This is a genomic window from Kribbella sp. CA-294648 (assembly GCF_050943845.1).
Taxonomy (GTDB): Bacteria; Actinomycetota; Actinomycetes; order Propionibacteriales; family Kribbellaceae; genus Kribbella.
Map to the genome: position 1 here is coordinate 6,835,584 of NZ_CP191981.1, position 14,620 is coordinate 6,850,203.

Annotated in this window: 18 protein-coding genes; 11 read left to right on the forward strand and 7 right to left on the reverse strand. The window is 68.3% G+C overall.

Translation table 11 applies throughout. The features are described 5' to 3' along the window. Positions 1 to 35 precede the first annotated feature (35 nt). Positions 36 to 530, reverse strand: a complete 495-nt coding sequence (locus tag ACQPYM_RS32300) for a GNAT family N-acetyltransferase (RefSeq protein ID WP_433008060.1) — start codon at positions 528 to 530, stop codon at positions 36 to 38. Between the two features lie 104 nt (positions 531 to 634). On the opposite strand from ACQPYM_RS32300, the gene ACQPYM_RS32305 reads away from it, so the two are divergent. Further along, positions 635 to 1,201, forward strand: coding sequence for a helix-turn-helix domain-containing protein (locus ACQPYM_RS32305; protein WP_433008062.1), 567 nt, complete (start codon positions 635 to 637; stop codon positions 1,199 to 1,201). Between the two features lie 3 nt (positions 1,202 to 1,204). Continuing rightward, positions 1,205 to 1,654 carry a PIN domain-containing protein gene (locus ACQPYM_RS32310; protein ID WP_433008064.1) on the forward strand — a complete coding sequence of 150 codons (450 nt, stop codon included), beginning with the start codon at positions 1,205 to 1,207 and terminating at the stop codon, positions 1,652 to 1,654. 219 nt (positions 1,655 to 1,873) lie between these two features. On the opposite strand, the gene ACQPYM_RS32315 is transcribed toward ACQPYM_RS32310, so the two are convergent. The 3 genes from ACQPYM_RS32315 to ACQPYM_RS32325 form a co-directional block, all read right to left on the reverse strand. Beyond that, positions 1,874 to 2,170, reverse strand: a complete 297-nt coding sequence (locus tag ACQPYM_RS32315; protein WP_433008066.1) for an MGMT family protein — start codon at positions 2,168 to 2,170, stop codon at positions 1,874 to 1,876. 41 nt (positions 2,171 to 2,211) lie between these two features. Then, positions 2,212 to 3,054: an LLM class F420-dependent oxidoreductase gene (locus ACQPYM_RS32320; protein ID WP_433008068.1), complete on the reverse strand. Its 843-nt coding sequence runs from the start codon at positions 3,052 to 3,054 to the stop codon at positions 2,212 to 2,214. Between the two features lie 113 nt (positions 3,055 to 3,167). Then, complete coding sequence (locus ACQPYM_RS32325) at positions 3,168 to 3,434, reverse strand: DUF2277 domain-containing protein (protein WP_020385754.1); 267 nt, start codon at positions 3,432 to 3,434, stop codon at positions 3,168 to 3,170. An 88-nt stretch (positions 3,435 to 3,522) separates the two neighbouring features. Between ACQPYM_RS32325 and ACQPYM_RS32330 the strand changes: the two genes are divergently transcribed. From ACQPYM_RS32330 to ACQPYM_RS32340, 3 genes are read left to right on the forward strand one after another with little or no spacing between them, the layout of a single operon-like run. After that, the gene (locus ACQPYM_RS32330) at positions 3,523 to 4,158 is read left to right on the forward strand and encodes a TetR/AcrR family transcriptional regulator (RefSeq protein ID WP_433008070.1); all 636 of its coding nucleotides are present in this window, start codon (positions 3,523 to 3,525) and stop codon (positions 4,156 to 4,158) included. After that, entirely contained in the window at positions 4,155 to 4,958 is an 804-nt protein-coding gene (locus tag ACQPYM_RS32335; RefSeq protein ID WP_433008072.1) for a maleylpyruvate isomerase family mycothiol-dependent enzyme, read from the forward strand. The genes ACQPYM_RS32330 and ACQPYM_RS32335 overlap by 4 nt, the downstream gene beginning before the upstream one ends. Positions 4,959 to 5,009: 51 nt before the next feature. Beyond that, positions 5,010 to 5,510 carry a GNAT family N-acetyltransferase gene (locus ACQPYM_RS32340; RefSeq protein WP_433008074.1) on the forward strand — a complete coding sequence of 167 codons (501 nt, stop codon included), beginning with the start codon at positions 5,010 to 5,012 and terminating at the stop codon, positions 5,508 to 5,510. A 92-nt stretch (positions 5,511 to 5,602) separates the two neighbouring features. On the opposite strand, the gene moeZ is transcribed toward ACQPYM_RS32340, so the two are convergent. The 3 genes from moeZ to ACQPYM_RS32355 all read right to left on the reverse strand — a co-directional run bounded on the left by moeZ (position 5,603) and on the right by ACQPYM_RS32355 (position 11,033). Then, complete coding sequence (gene moeZ, locus ACQPYM_RS32345; RefSeq protein WP_433008075.1) at positions 5,603 to 6,796, reverse strand: adenylyltransferase/sulfurtransferase MoeZ; 1,194 nt, start codon at positions 6,794 to 6,796, stop codon at positions 5,603 to 5,605. Between the two features lie 302 nt (positions 6,797 to 7,098). Then, the gene (locus ACQPYM_RS32350) at positions 7,099 to 9,837 is read right to left on the reverse strand and encodes a Calx-beta domain-containing protein (RefSeq protein ID WP_433008077.1); all 2,739 of its coding nucleotides are present in this window, start codon (positions 9,835 to 9,837) and stop codon (positions 7,099 to 7,101) included. A gap of 311 nt (positions 9,838 to 10,148) precedes the next feature. Next, positions 10,149 to 11,033, reverse strand: coding sequence for an alpha/beta fold hydrolase (locus ACQPYM_RS32355; RefSeq protein WP_433008079.1), 885 nt, complete (start codon positions 11,031 to 11,033; stop codon positions 10,149 to 10,151). Between the two features lie 216 nt (positions 11,034 to 11,249). Here ACQPYM_RS32355 and ligD point away from each other — a divergent pair, with 216 nt between their 5' ends. From ligD to ACQPYM_RS32385, 6 genes are all read left to right on the forward strand, one after another. Next, positions 11,250 to 12,176: a non-homologous end-joining DNA ligase gene (gene ligD, locus ACQPYM_RS32360; protein ID WP_433008080.1), complete on the forward strand. Its 927-nt coding sequence runs from the start codon at positions 11,250 to 11,252 to the stop codon at positions 12,174 to 12,176. Between the two features lie 53 nt (positions 12,177 to 12,229). Further along, a complete protein-coding gene (locus ACQPYM_RS32365) occupies positions 12,230 to 12,448 on the forward strand; it encodes a hypothetical protein (RefSeq protein WP_433008082.1) in 219 nt (72 codons plus the stop codon). A gap of 122 nt (positions 12,449 to 12,570) precedes the next feature. Next, entirely contained in the window at positions 12,571 to 13,200 is a 630-nt protein-coding gene (locus ACQPYM_RS32370; RefSeq protein WP_433008084.1) for a TetR/AcrR family transcriptional regulator, read from the forward strand. A 179-nt stretch (positions 13,201 to 13,379) separates the two neighbouring features. Beyond that, positions 13,380 to 13,607, forward strand: a complete 228-nt coding sequence (locus ACQPYM_RS32375; protein ID WP_360284909.1) for a DUF3107 domain-containing protein — start codon at positions 13,380 to 13,382, stop codon at positions 13,605 to 13,607. 148 nt (positions 13,608 to 13,755) lie between these two features. Beyond that, positions 13,756 to 14,028: a GlsB/YeaQ/YmgE family stress response membrane protein gene (locus tag ACQPYM_RS32380; RefSeq protein WP_433008086.1), complete on the forward strand. Its 273-nt coding sequence runs from the start codon at positions 13,756 to 13,758 to the stop codon at positions 14,026 to 14,028. Positions 14,029 to 14,251: 223 nt separating this feature from the next. Beyond that, positions 14,252 to 14,527 (forward strand): GlsB/YeaQ/YmgE family stress response membrane protein, encoded by a 276-nt coding sequence (locus tag ACQPYM_RS32385; RefSeq protein WP_433008088.1) that lies wholly within the window; start codon positions 14,252 to 14,254, stop codon positions 14,525 to 14,527. Positions 14,528 to 14,620 lie beyond the last annotated feature (93 nt).

The window sequence follows — 14,620 nt, forward strand, 5'->3', positions numbered from 1 at the left end:
TCAGACGCCGCCGACAATCCGCGCCGCCGACGCGCTCAGGCCAGTGACTTGGCGTAGAAGACCTCCGCGTAATCGCCTTGTTTATAAGGAGGAACTTCGAGGTAGCCGTGCCGCAGATACAGCGCGCGAGCCTCGGTCAGGTCGAGCCGGGTGTCGAGCAGGATGCGCTTCACGCCGAGCGCACGGGCGGTACGGTCGATGGCGCTCAGCAGGGCCGTACCGCCGCCGGTGCCGCGACGCGCCGGGTTGACGTAGACGCGAGCCAGCTCGGCGGTGCGGTCCGGTTGCAGCCGGAGCCCGGCACAAGCGGCCGGCTCACCGTCGTACCGGCCGAGCAGGAAGACTCCGGTCGGCGGCGCGAGATCGTCACTCGGCGCGCCAGCCAGCCCCGTCTCGATCTCCTCCGCCGTCCCCGGCCGGCCGAGATGCAGTTGGTAGTACCGGTCGGCGACATCGACGTAGTACTCCCGCAGAAGCCGCTGAGCCTCCACCGTCCGGACACCAGCAACCTCAACCGCCCACTCGTTCACCCCCGCAGTCTGTCAGCCGCCGCCGACAGAAGCAGGAGCTCGAGTCGGATGTTTCGATTGTTTCGGCTGTTTCGGATATGCTTCACGGGGAGAGGAGCCGCAACATGGCCGTCAGCAAGAGCAACAGGAGCGCGACTTCCGGAAGGGCTTCGACACCGGTCAAGGTCCGTAAGAAGCCGGCTCGGGGACTCACCCACAAGACACCGTCCCGCGGCCGCAGGCCGTCCGACGACAGGCAGACCCACGAGGAGCTTGTGGTGCCGGTGGCGACTCCGAGCCGCGCTCTGGTGCGCGAGCTCGACCTGGTCCTCAGCCAAGGCGCCGAGGTGACGATCTTCCAGGGCAAGAACAGCGTGAAGGTCACCGGCGAGACCCTCGCCGCGATTCGGCAGATGATCGCGGCACTCAGTGCGGGGCCGGTCAGTCTGATCATCGGCGATGCGCGGGACACCGAGCTGACCAGCCAAGAGGTGGCCGACCTGCTCAACGTGTCGCGGCCGTACGTCGTGAAACTGGCGCGAGAGGGTCAGATCGCCCACAAGATGGTGGGGAACAGGCATCGCTTTCTGTTGTCCGACGTACAGGCCTTCGAGCACGACCGACGGGTCGAACGCGAGCAGGCGCTGGCCGCGATGACACCCGACGACGGCTACACCGACGGGGACTTCTGACCGATGCCCGTCCCGCGGAGCGGTCGCCCGACCGCCGCTCTCGACGCCTGCGTACTGATTCCGTCCGGCCTCCGCGACCTCCTGCTGTCGTGCGCACACGAGTCGGCGTTCCGTCCGGTCTGGCAGGACGAGATTCTCGACGAGGTGCAGCGCAACTCGGTTCGGCTGTTGCAGGATCGCTCCGGACTGGCCGAACCGGCCGCGATCGCAGCCACCGCGCACACGTTGAAGCAGATGGCGCGGGCCTTTCCTGACGCGCGCCAGCCGAGCGAGGTCTGGCTGCCGTTGGTGCCGGACCTGACCTGTGACGACAAGGACCGCCATGTGCTGGCCGTGGCGATCGGCGCCGGGGCGACACACCTGGTCACGGACAATGCCCGCGACTTCCTCCGGCGTCGGTGCCACAGTACCTGGATGTCGTGCCACCCGATCAGTTTCTTCTGGACCTGCTGAGGGCTGCTCCCGACCGCATCACGGATGCGGTGGAGGGAATGTCCAGACGGCTTCACCAGCCGCGTAAGAGCGCCATCGAGTTAGCGGAACAGATGGCCAAGGGCCGCTATGTGCCGGGCTTCGGAGATGAGCTAGGCAGAATCCTCACCGAAGGTCGGACCGGAGGAGCGCCACGGGCGTAGCCATACCCCGAGGCAGTCGCCCCTGAGACTCAGGCCGCTACTCGTCGGGGTGCCAGCGGACCTGGTTGAGGTTGATTTTGCCGTTGGTGACGCGGACTCCGTCGCCGCGGAGGAGTTGGAGTTGGTCGTCGACGACCTCGTCGGCGGGGATGCCGCTGGCGCGGATGACTCGCCACCAGGGGACGCCGCCGCCGTACTCGCGCATGATGGCGCCGACCTGGCGTGGGCCGCCCTGGCCGACGTACGCGGCGATGTCTCCGTACGTCGCCACGCGGCCCGGCGGAATCGACTCGACCGCGACCAGCACGGCCTCCACGTACTCCTCCCGATCCACGGGCCTACGCTATCCGGCCCCGCCGACAGCCCGGTACTGCGTCAGCTCACGGCTTTGGCGAGTGGCTCCAGCACCGAGGGCGGGGCGTCGTGCGGGAGGTTGAGGACAACCAGGTCCACTCCCGCTTCCCCGTACGCCGTTGCGCTGGTGACCGCCGCGTCGATCGCCTGGTCGAGCGGCTTGTCCCCATCGATCCGGACGTTGACCGAGCAGGTGATCTCGGCGACGTCGCGGCCGAGGTCCTCGCAGTGGGCGACCAGGATGTCCTTGAGCGGCTTCCACTCTTCGGGGCTCGTGACGATGACGTTCCAGTGCTGGGCCCAGCGGGCCACCGCGCGCAGGGTCCGCTTCGGGCCCTTGCCGCCGATGGTGATCGGGGGATGCGGGGTCTGGACCGGCTTCGGTTCGCAGTACGCGTCGGTGAGCTTGACGTACTGGCCGTCGAAGTTCGAGACCTTCTCGGTGAGCAGGCTGATCAGCGCCTGGGTGCCCTCGTCGAAGCGGTCGAAGCGTTCCTTCAGCGGGGGCAGCGCGATGCCGTAGGCGTCGCACTCCTGCTGGTTCCAGCCGGCGCCGATGCCGAGCTCGAGACGGCCACCCGAGATGATGTCGGTGGTCGCGGCCATGTTGGCGAGCACGGCCGGGTGCCGGTAGATCATCCCGGTCACCTGACAGCCGACCCGGATCCGCTTGGTCGCCTGGGCCAGCGCGGCCAGCGTCGTCCAGGCCTCCAGGTTCGGGCCGGTGGTGTCGCCGGTCAGCGGGTAGAAGTGGTCCCAGTGCCAGGCCGACTCGAAGACCTCGTACTCGTCTGCCGCGATCCACACGTCCCGCAGCTGCTGCCAGCTCGTGTGCTCAGGCCTGGTCTTGATGGCGAACCGCATCCACAGCCTCCTCGGTAAGGGTTTTCCCACCGCGAAACCTACAACAGCACCAACCGCCAACCCAGGCTGATCGGTCCGGGCTGCTCAGCCCAGGTTGGCTCAGTCCGGGCTGCTCAGTCCAGGCCGAGGCGGGCCCGTACTTCGGGTCTGCGCAGCGGCGGCACCGTCTGCGGCGGGACCCGGCGCTCCGGCATCTCCTCCAGCAGCGCCTCGGTGATCTTGGCGACCTCGGCCGCGGCCCGCTCGATCGGGCCGCGGGTGGTCGCGCTGAGCGAACCCACCCCGGTCACCTTGCGCACGTATTGCAGGGCGGCCGCGTAGATCTCCTCGGAGGTCGCGGCCGGCTCAAGTCCACGAAGAACAGTGATGTTTCTGCACATGACACGACAGTACGTGCCACCGGGGACACTCCAGCGGAAGATCTACGAGCTATTGACTTACCTACGACCATTAGGTTTTCCTCAAAGCATGAGCACAGCAAGCGTCGACCGCCGGAGCAGGCGCCGTCAGCAGACCATCGACGAGATCCTCGACGTCTCCATCGCGCTGATGGAGACCGAGGGCGTCGCGGCGCTGAGCCTGTCCGCGGTGGCCCGGCAGCTCGGCATGCAGCCGCCGTCGCTCTACCAGTACTTCCCGAACAAACTCGCGATCTACGACGCGCTGTTCCGGCGAGGAGCCGAGCAGGTCCGCGATGCCCAGCGCGCGGCGCGGGCCGAGGTACTGGTCGAGCAGCAACTCGAGCACGGGATGGCGGGGTTCGCGCGCTGGTGCATGGAGAACCAGGTGCTGGGCCAGTTGCTCTTCTGGCGCACGGTTCCGGGGTTCGAGCCGTCGCCTGAGGCGTTCGCCCCGGCGCTGGAAGGGATGGCGGACCTGAAGTCCTACCTCCAGGAGGCGGTCGACGGCGGCCGGCTCCATCCGGACGCAGTGAGCGACGACGGCCTGGCGCTGTTCACCTCGCTGACTGCCGGCCTGCTGTCCCAGCAGATGGCCAACGAACCACAGGCGAGCTTCGAGAACGGCCGGTACATGAAGCTGCTGCCGGTCGTGCTCGAGCTGTTCTTTCATCACTACCAACCAAGCAGGGGGAAAGCGAAATGATCACCACCGAGACAACCGCGCGGGAGATCGCCCGCGCCGACCGGGCCACCGCCCGGCGACACCGCGACGCCGAGATCGCGGCCTGGCAAGACCTGCTGGACACCATCGACGGCACCGAGTGGAAACGCCGTACCGTCTGCACCGAGTGGGACGTGGCCGACATCGTCGGGCACCTGTGCGGGCAGGCCGAGGACGTCAACAAGCCGTGGTCGTTCCCGCTCCGCGACCGTCGGGCCCGGCGGGCCTACCCGACGATCTCGTTGATCGACGCGCACATGCTGGTCCAGGCCGACGACCATCGCGGGACGCCGCCCGACGTCCTGCGGCAGCGTTTCGGCAAGCTGTGGGGGAAGGCGACGCGGACCATCAGCCGCAACCCGGCCCTGATCCGCAACCTGCAGGTGAAGATCGACGGCATCCCGGGCTTCGAGAAGATCAGCCTCGGCTTCATCCAGGACATCCTGCTCACCCGCGACCTGTGGATGCATCGCAACGACGTCTGCCAGGCACTCGGCCGCGAGTTCGACGCCGGCCCGTACGCCGTCGAGCTGATCGCCCAAGTGATGCGGGATCTCGAGGACGGCCCGTTCTGGCAAGGTACGCCTGTCACGCTGACCCTCACCGGTCAGGGCGGCGGCACCTACCGTCTCGGGCGAGGCGAACCGATCGCCACCGTCAGCACCGATGCAGTGGGCTACATGCGCACCCTGTCCGGCCGCGACGACCAGCCGACCGTAGTACTGGTCGAGGGAGACCCGGCCGGCGCTGAAGCTGTCGCCAACTGCCGGATGCCGTTCTGAACCAGCTGTGGGACACTATGACGGGGCACGCTCAGTACGACCTACTACCGGATGCGGATCGACCACACCGGCCCGGTCGCAGTACCGGAGCCTCCAGCCGGTACTGCGCTGCGCACCGGCGCCGATGGCGAGGAGACGGGGCAGGCGATCCATGCCGTGATGACAGAGGCGTTCGCCGGTCGGGAGAGCGAGGCTGTCCGGCCGTACGACGACTGGGTGGACGTGCACGAGAGGCGTGCGACCACAGACTGGTCGCAGGTGAGCCTGGTGGAGCTGGACTGCCGGCCGGTGGCGGCAAGCGACTGCAGCCACGCATTCGTCGAGCTGGAGAACTGGGGGTACGTCGGAAGGCTCGGCGTCATCCCCGAGGCGCGCGGGCGTGGGTTGGCGAAGTACTTGCTGCAGCAGGCGTTTGCGGTCGATGCCGCGGCGGGCTTCGACGGCACGCTGCTGCACGTCGACACGAACAACCCGACGTCGGCGCTCGCGCTGTACGAGTCGGTCGGCATGCGCCCGGTCCAGACCGGCGACCTGTGGGAGAAGCACCTCTGAGCAAAGCCGGCCCCGCACTACGGCGGGACCGGCTCATAGGCTGCAGAGCTCAGGAGCTCAGGAGCTCAGGAGGCAGGCTCAACTAGGCAGGCTCAGTAGGCGGGTTGCGACGGGTCGATCTGGTCGACCCAGGCGACCACGCCGCCGCCGACGTGGACGGCGTCGGAGAAGCCCGCGCCCTTGGCGATGGCCAGCACCTCGGCCGAGCGGACACCGGACTTGCAGTGGAAGACCAGCTGCTTGTCCTGCGGCAGTTTCTCCAGCGCCACTCCGGTCTGGAAGTCGGCCTTCGGGATCAGCACCGAGCCGGGGATCCGGTTGATCTCGTACTCGTTGGGCTCCCGGACGTCGATCAGCAGGAAGTCCTTCTCGCCGTTGTCCTTCAGCTTGATCCAGTCGTTCAGCGTCTTCACCGAGATGGTCGAACCGACGGCCGCGTCGGCGGCCTCCTCGGTGATCGCGCCGCAGAACGCGTCGTAGTCGACCAGCTCGGTGACGGTCGGGTTCTCGCCGCAGATCGCGCAGTTCGGGTCCTTGCGGACCTTCAGCGAACGCCAGTTCAGGTCGAGCGCCTCGTAGATGTTCAGCCGGCCCAGCGACGGGTCGCCGATACCGGTGAGCAGCTTGATCGCCTCGGTCACCTGGGCGGCACCGACGGACGCGCACAGCACACCCAGCACGCCACCTTCGGCGCAGGACGGGACCATGCCGGGCGGCGGCGGCTCGGGGTACAGGCAGCGGTAGCACGGCCCGTGCTCGGCCCAGAAGACGCTGATCTGGCCGTCGAAACGGAAGATCGAGCCCCAGACGTACGGCTTGCCGAGCAGCACCGCCGCGTCGTTCACCAGGTACCGGGTGGCGAAGTTGTCGGTGCCGTCGACGATCAGGTCGTACTGCTCGAAGATCTCGAACACGTTGTCGTTGTCGAGGCGGACCTCGTGCAGTACGACGTTCGTGTTCGGGTTGGTCTCGAGGATCGACTCCTTGGCCGACTGCGCCTTGGACTTGCCGACGTCGGACTGGCCGTGGATGATCTGGCGCTGCAGGTTCGACTCGTCGACGGTGTCGAACTCGACGATGCCGAGCGTGCCGACCCCGGCCGCGGCCAGGTAGAGCAGCGCCGGGCTGCCGAGACCGCCGGCGCCGATCACCAGCACCTTGGCGTTCTTCAGCCGCTTCTGACCGGCCATCCCGACCTCGGGAATGATCAGGTGCCGGGAATAGCGGCGGACCTCGTCGATGGTCAGCTCGTCGGCCGGTTCGACCAGCGGTGGCAGCTGTGGCACGTGACACTCCTCGTCAGCGGGAAACTTCGCGGGACTCCGGGTTCAACCAGCCGTCCCTCCCCCATGTTCCCGCACCACCCCAGCCTCGCCCCGCCAAGTCCGCATCCCGGACCCCACGTCTCAAAACCATCTGCCAACGCGCTCCGCGCGGAGGGGGTGAGCAGAGCGGACGACCGGGGTCGACTCCGCGGAGCGGGTGAGCGGAGCGGGCGGAGCGGAGCGGGCGGAGCGGAGCGGGCGGAGCGGAGCGGGCGGAGCGCTGCGCCGGCACCCGGGGAGGGGTGCCGGCGGCTTTGTGGGGGTCAGTCGTTGTCGGTGATGGTGGCGGTGGTCGGGGGTGGGTGGGGGTGGTCGAGGCCGTCGACGTCGATCACGGTGACGGTGAAGGTTTCGGTGGGTTCCTTGACCTTGTCGTCGATCAGTTCGACCTCGATCTGTCCGGTGGTCCGGCCGCTTTGGAGCTGGCCGTAGACCATGCGGTCGGGCGGGTTCTGGCTGCCGTCGTCCTCCATCGAGGTGAAGTCCTTGCGCACCACGGCGGTGCCGTCCTTCAACTCCCCGAGCAGCCCGACGTACTTGTCGCTCGGTGCCGACAGTTTCAGCGGGAACTTCAGCGTTCCCGCGTTCTCCGCCGCCTTCGGCGAGCCGATCGTCAGAGTCGGTTCCGGGTCGTCGTCGATCACCTCGGCGTTGCCGAACGACTGCCCCAGCAACGCCTCGTGCGGCACCGACAGCACCAGGCTGAAGGCGAGGTCGTAGCTGTCCCGGGTGTTGGAACTGACCGGAACAGTCACCTTCTGCCTGACCTGGCCCGGCCTGAAGACCAGCTGCTTCGCCACCTGACCGACCGTCGCGCCGAGGTCACCCGCCGCTTCGGCGTACACCGTCACCGGCCGCGGGCTCGGCCGCGACAGCGTCACCCAGAAGTCGAGGTTCTTGGTGCCCTTGTCGCCCTCCGGCACCTTGCCGACGTTCGACGCCGACACGCGCACCAACCTCGACGGCGCCGACTTGCCCAGTCCCGGAGTCGAGAAGGCGAGGTCGCTCACGAACACCGACCCGGCAGCGACCTTGTCGGTCACCAGCTCGACCGCGCGGACGTCCCGCAGGTTGATCCCCTTCAACGAGCTCACCGGGATTCGCACAGTGCGCAGCAGATTCTTCGGCAGCCCCGACCCGGGCGCCCCCGGCATCCGCAGCAGCGCATCACTGACAGCCGACACCGGTACTGCGGCGGCACGACCCTTGCCGTCCACCACCCGCACGGTCAGGTCCGTCTTCGGTGCACCGGACGGGTCAGGAGTCGCCCGGAACGTCAGTACGGAGTACCGGCGGACGTCCCGCTGAGCGACCCCGAGGTTGATCCGTACGACGCCCTTGCCGGTCCACGTCAGCTTGGTGACCGCCGTGGTCGGCGTGTGCGGGGCGAACCAAGCCTCCACCCAGTGCGGCGAATCCCAGCTGTCGCTCGTCTTCACACACGTCGCCGCCTGGGCGCGAGAGGCCTCGTCGGTCCCGGCGCACTCTGTCGCCTTGACGCTGCCCGTGACCGCTCCGGTCGGCAGTGCCTTGTCCAGGCGGTTCACATCCCGCCGCGACGCTTCCGGCGCCTGCGACACGACCCGTACTACGGCCCGCCCGGCCGAAGCCGGATGCGCGTTGGACCCGTCGAGCAGCGGGAGCAGCTTGGTCTCCTGGCCGAGCTGCAACCGGAAGAAGCCGGCCACGTACGCCGTACCGACCGCCTGCTGCTCCTTGGCCGTCAACCGGCCCGCGTACTTCGCTCCACACGGTGCAGCCTTGGTGTCGTCGCTCCACCAGTCGTCGTTGGACGGCGCGACCGACTGGCCCGGAGTCCACTCGGTGTTGAAGAAGTTGTGGTTCGCGCCGAGGATCGTCACGGTCGAGCGGGCCGCGGCGTCGCGGGTGACGGCGTACCGGGTGTCGTCGTAGAACTTCTGCCCCTGCAGATCGGACACGTCGCCGTCGCAGTACGGCAGGATCACGCTCATCGCGACACCGGGCACGGTGGCCCGCGCGAAGTCGGTGGGTGCCAGCGGGAGGACCGCACGGATGCCGTACTGGCCGCCGCGATCGGCGTTCACCACCGCGGCCCGGGCGACGCCCTCGCCACCACGCGAGTGACCCATCAGGCCGACGTTCTGCAGGTCCACCTTGCCGACGAACCTGCTGCCGAACGGGCCGCCGCCGACCGTCGACCACTTCTTCCACAGCGCCAGGTGGTCGAGGATCAGCTCGGCCCGCGCCTGCGCGCCCTGGTCGTAGACGCCGCCGTCGAATGCATTGACAGCGTTCGCGCTGATCGAGACGACCTGGTAGCCGTTGCTGGCCAGGGCCTTCGCCGGGCCGTCGTAGCCGCGGTAGCTCGGGATCGGCTTCTCCCCCTTGGCGCACGGCCACGGAACGGTCGGCTCCTCGGTCGGATCGCCGTAACAAACCGAGTGGCGGCCGTGCAGGAAGACGACCAGCGGTCGCGGGCCGCGCGCGCCGCGCGGCGAGTAGACCTTGCCGAGGAGCTCGGCCTTCTGACCGAGGCCGGGCAGGAAGACCGCCTGGTCTCCGAGGTTGTACTCGGCCGTGTCGACCGCGTATTTCCCGGTGGCACCGGGATCAACCGCCAGCGGCGGGCCCAGCGGCGCCTTCAGCCACTCCTTGTCGGTGGTGACTCCACCGACAAGGTTCTTACCCTGCTTGCCCTTGGTCCGGCCGAGATCCCCCGACCAGACCAGCTGGACGTCCTTCGCCGCCGGGACCGACGGGTTCGGCGTGACGACCGAGACGGTACGCCGGTCCGGCGACTGTTGCGCCACCCCGACCGGTACGCCGTTCACCGCGATCAGCGGCAGCGCGGCGCGCATCGGCGCCGGCGCGTCGAGGTGCAGCGTGATCCGGTACCCACCGGCTTCCGGGTGGATCTCCCAATTCTTGCCTTTGGCAACCGGTTGGTCCGGCGGCGCGGCCTGCGCCTGGCCGGCCGGGGCGAGCAGTGCCATCACCCCGAGCAGTGCAGCCCCCAGCAACCCCGCTCTTCCGAATACCCGCACAGCGGTCCTCTCGTCAGCAGACAGATCACCCTGCTGACGCCGCAGCCGAAGCAATAGTTGTCGAGGGCCACGAAATGCTCGCAGGATCATCCCCGGGTATGACCCCGCCGCGCCGATCCCCTCCCCAGGTCGGTACCGCACGGCCCATGGGTACTGCTACTGCGGAGGCCCGAACCGCCCCCACTCACTAACCTCCTCCACGCAGCCCGACGCCCACCCACTCACGCCTGACCAGGACCGGCGATGGCCGGCACAGGTGAGTTTGTGAGTGGGGGCGGTCCGGGGTCTCAGCGGATCAACTGCCGGAAGGCTCGCTCGACTTCTTGCGGGTGTTCCATCTGGGCGACGTGGCCGGACTTCGGCAGGTAGAGCAGCCGGGCGTCGGCGAAGCTGCGTTGCGCCTTCGTGCGGATTTTCGCATCGACGAGTCGATCCTTGCCGCCGTAGACCAGCAGCACGGGACAGCGCACCTTGGCCGCGTCCGCCCACAGCGACCGGCGCGGCGGCGCCAACGTGGACAGCAACACGCTGCGCGCTCCCTCGAGCGTCGCCTGGTATCCCCACGGCTGCGCGTCCCGGCGGCGCAACTCCTGCTCGTACGCCTCCAGTACTTCGGGCGGCAGCGACTTCGCATCACCGAAGATGATCGCGAGCGAGGCCTTGAGCCGCCGCTCGAACGGCAACCGGGCGGTCCGCTCCAGCACCGCCTTCCCCAGTCGCGGCGTCGACACCGCGGTGAACCAGACCGCCGACGCCGAAGCCCGCGGATGCGGCAACGCCGGCGAAATCAGCGTGAGGGAGGCGACCTTCTCCGGACTCCGAGCCGCCAGCGCCACCGCGGCAGCCCCTCCCATCGAGTTGCCGAACAAGTGGACGGGCTGGTCGAGCTCCGAGTCGATCAGGTGGTCGAGCAACTCGGCCTGCTGCCGGATGCCGCCGAGACCCGGCACAGCCGGCGTACGGCCGAAGCCGGGTAGGTCGGGGGCGATGCCGCGGACCGTGTCGTTGAGGAGCAGGCCGAGGGCGGTCCAGTTCATCGACGAGCCGCCAAGACCGTGCACGAACAGCGCCGGCGGAAGGTCCTTCGCCGCTCCTGGCGTTTCCCGGACCAACAGGTCGACTCCGGCGACCGGCACGGTGCGTGCCGGCCATTCCTGCGCGCCCAACGGCACAGATGCACCGGTTACTGCCCCGTAACTGTCCACATGTGCCTCGCTTCGGTGGTTGTTCGAGTGACTCCGGTGGTCAGGTGCGTGGATCCCGGTGCTGGACGAGTGCCCTCGATGCGCAGCATCGTGGGCACTCGGCTAGTGCCGGGAGGCGCGTGCCTGGGCGCCGGAGGCACCGAAGAACCACCGAAGCGAGGCACATGATGCATGGTAGGACGCATGGCAGCTGCACCGAAGCAATTGACCACTGAGGTGGATGGGCAGGCGATGAAGCTCACTAACCTCGACAAGGTGCTGTACCCGCAGACCGGGTTCACCAAGGCCGAGGTGATCGACTTCTATCTCCAGGTCGCGCCGCTGCTGCTGCCGCACCTGTCCGACCGGCCGCTGACCCGCAAGCGCTGGCCGGACGGCACCGGAGCGGCGTACTTCTTCGAGAAGAACGCACCCCGCGGTACGCCGAACTGGGTCCGCACCGTGACGCTGCCGACCCCCGGGAGTTCCACCGGGCGGGACGAGGCCGACTTCGTCATCGCCGACGACATCCAGACGATCGTCTGGCTGGCCAACCTGGCGGCGCTCGAACTGCACGTCCCGCAGTGGCGGATCGGCCTGTCCGACACCGGCAAGAACCCGATGGCCGACCTGATCGTCTTCGACCTCGACCCAGGCCCCGGTACGACGATCGTCGAGTGCTGCGACGTGGCGCTGGCCCTGCGCGAGCTGCTGAACCACTTCGGCCTCGAAGGCTGGCCCAAGACCTCCGGCAACAAGGGCATGCACCTCTACGTGCCGATCGAGCCGGCCTCCTCGCGCGCCACCAGTGCCTTCGCCAAGCAGCTCGCCGAGCAACTCGCCGAGGCGCTGCCGGAGAACGTCACCGCGAACATGACCAAGGCGCTCCGCCCGGGCAAGGTCTTCATCGACTGGAGCCAGAACGCCAGCGCCAAGACCACGCTGGCGCCGTACTCGCTGCGGGGTGCCGAGGAGCCGCGCGTCTCCACGCCGATCGACTGGGACGAGGTCGCGGCCGCCACCGAACCGGCCGACCTGACCTTCCTGCCGGCCGACGTGCTGGCCCGGATCGACGAGTACGGCGACATCCTCGAAGGCCTGTACGACGATCCGCAACCGTTGCCCTCATAACCACCGGCACTCTGGGTACAGAGTCCTGACCGCACGACGCAGAGGAGAGCTCGATGACCAGCGATCCGTACGAACCGCTCGACCGGCCCATCCTCGACACCGAACGCCGCGACGATGCGCCCGAGGCCGACGTCCTGGAGCAACTGCTGGGTCCCCTCGACGACCAGGACGCCGTCGAGGACTTCGAAGTACCGGCCGAGGCCGACCCTGCCGATGTGGCCGACCAGCACCGGCTTGCCGGTGAGGACGACGACGGCGACTACCGGCAGTGACGCCGGTCCGAAGTACCAGTGCCCGGCGGGCGAAGCTACTGGGCGGACACACCGCTGGGTAGGATTCAGTTCAACTACCCGGGGGTCGTGCTCGGGTGCCGCACCATCCGAAGGAGCCCGACGTGTCGACGACACCGGAGACCGCGCCCAAGCGCGGCAGCCGTCTGCCGCGGTTGGCGCGCCGCGCTCAACTGCTCGAGGCGGCCCAGGAAGTCTTCGTCGCGAACGGCTACCACGCCGCCGCGATGGACGACATCGCGGACCGCGCCGGCGTCTCGAAGCCCGTGCTCTACCAGCACTTCCCCGGCAAGCTGGAGCTGTACCTGGCGTTGCTGGACACCTCCTGCGAGGCGATCGTGGCCTCGGTCCGGGACGCACTGCGCTCCACTGACGACAACAAGGAGCGGGTCGGTGCGACGATCCACGCCTTCTACGACTACGTCGCGAACGCGCAGGGCGCCTTCCGGCTGGTTTTCGAGTCCGACCTGACCAACGAGCCCGCCGTCCGTGAGCGGGTCGACCGGGTGACGCACGCGTGCGCCGAGGCGTGTTCCGAGGTGATCAGCGCGGACGCCGGGCTGAACAAGGAACAGTCGATGGTGCTCGCGGTCAGCCTGGTCGGCATGGCGCAGGTGAGCGCGCGGTACTGGCTCGCCTCGGAGAACCCGACGCTCGCCCAGGAGCAGGCCGCCGACCTGGTCGCCAGCCTGGCCTGGCGAGGCATCCGCGCCTTCCCCCGCTCCGAAAGCTGATTCCTCGCACCTGGGGCCTGTACTGCGGCGTACTGGCACCGCCGGTCTCCGCCGGGGGCTGGTCCGGGCCGCGGAGGTTCTGCTCTGGGCGGACGGGTGAGAACGCGGAGTCGGTAGCGGATAGGCTCGAATCGGGTACCGGCGAGAGCCGCCGGTCGGAACGTGCCCGGGAGGGTTTCGTGGAGGTCAAGATCGGCGTACAGCACGCCAATCGCGAGTTGGTGCTCGAGAGTGAGCAGAGCCCCGAAGAGGTCGAGCAGGCCGTCGCGGACGCGCTCGGCGGCAAGTCCGGTCTGTTGCAGCTGACCGACGAGAAGGGTCGCAAGGTGCTCGTCCCGGCCGAGAAGCTGGCCTACGTGGAGATCGGCGAGGTCTCGATCCGCAAGGTCGGTTTCGGCGCGATCTGAACCGATCCTGGTGACGGCCGCGGCACGGCGCGACAACGGTTGACCCCGGGCACGTTTACCGGGGCCCGGCGCCGGTAACCGGTTCCACTACGACGGGACAAAACGTCACGCCGTGCGGACGTGGTCGTCACTAGGAGGAACCAGCGTCATGGAAATCATTGGCGTCATCATTGCGGGCATCATCATCGGCCTGCTCGGCAAGTTCGTGGCCCCGGGCGACCGGGACAACATCCCGATCTGGCTGACGGTGCTCTGCGGCATCGGCGGCGTACTGATCGGTTACTACCTGGCCGCCGCACTCGGCGTCGAGGCCACCAGCGGCATCGACTGGGTCCGCTGGATCATCAGCATCGTCGTCGCGGCCGTGCTGGTCGTGGTCGCCGCGATGGTGACCGGCCGTTCCAAGAGCCGCACGATCTGACCGACGGCTCAACCACCACACAGCAAACCGGTAACCCGGCATCGGCCGTCGCCCTCAGGGGCGGCGGCCGATCCGCTGTGCAGCCGGTGAACATCCGGTCACGGACGGCGAGTCGGCCGGGCGGGCCGGTCGCGCGCGGAGGACGATGAGTTGCAGACCTGTGCGGCCGGTGGTGCTTTTGCACCACCGAGCCGACGGTCAAGCCATCCCTCAAGGAGGAACCGTGGGTTACTGGGTCTGGATGATCATCGTCAGTCTCATCGCCGGAGTCATCTTCGGGCCACTGGCCCGGCTGGTGCTGCCGGGCAAGCAGAACATCAGCCTCGGCTGGACCATCCTGGGCGGCGGCATCGGCGCCTTCATCGGCGGTCTGATCGCTTACTTCCTCGACGTCAAGGACACCAACGGGCCGGACTGGATCCAGTACCTGATCCAGATCATCTGTGCCGCGGTCGTCGTCGCCATCATCTCGTCGCGCAACAGCAAGGCAAGAGTCTGAGCAGGACCCTCACAGCGGCCGCCACCCCAACCGGGGCAGGCGGCCGCTCTGCTTTTCGGAGGCCTCGCAGTACGGAGGCCTCGCAGTACGGAG

Excerpts from the sequence above, each read along its gene's own strand:
- ACQPYM_RS32380 (WP_433008086.1), top strand. The coding sequence starts at position 13,756 with ATGGAAATCATTGGCGTCATCATTGCGGGCATCATCATCGGCCTGCTC.
- ACQPYM_RS32325 (WP_020385754.1), bottom strand. The coding sequence starts at position 3,434 with ATGTGCAGAAACATCACTGTTCTTCGTGGACTTGAGCCGGCCGCGACC.
- ACQPYM_RS32365 (WP_433008082.1), top strand. The coding sequence starts at position 12,230 with ATGACCAGCGATCCGTACGAACCGCTCGACCGGCCCATCCTCGACACC.
- ACQPYM_RS32335 (WP_433008072.1), top strand. The coding sequence starts at position 4,155 with ATGATCACCACCGAGACAACCGCGCGGGAGATCGCCCGCGCCGACCGG.
- ACQPYM_RS32320 (WP_433008068.1), bottom strand. The coding sequence starts at position 3,054 with ATGCGGTTCGCCATCAAGACCAGGCCTGAGCACACGAGCTGGCAGCAG.
- ACQPYM_RS32305 (WP_433008062.1), top strand. The coding sequence starts at position 635 with ATGGCCGTCAGCAAGAGCAACAGGAGCGCGACTTCCGGAAGGGCTTCG.
- ACQPYM_RS32340 (WP_433008074.1), top strand. The coding sequence starts at position 5,010 with ATGCGGATCGACCACACCGGCCCGGTCGCAGTACCGGAGCCTCCAGCC.
- ACQPYM_RS32330 (WP_433008070.1), top strand. The coding sequence starts at position 3,523 with ATGAGCACAGCAAGCGTCGACCGCCGGAGCAGGCGCCGTCAGCAGACC.
- ACQPYM_RS32310 (WP_433008064.1), top strand. The coding sequence starts at position 1,205 with ATGCCCGTCCCGCGGAGCGGTCGCCCGACCGCCGCTCTCGACGCCTGC.
- ligD (WP_433008080.1), top strand. The coding sequence starts at position 11,250 with ATGGCAGCTGCACCGAAGCAATTGACCACTGAGGTGGATGGGCAGGCG.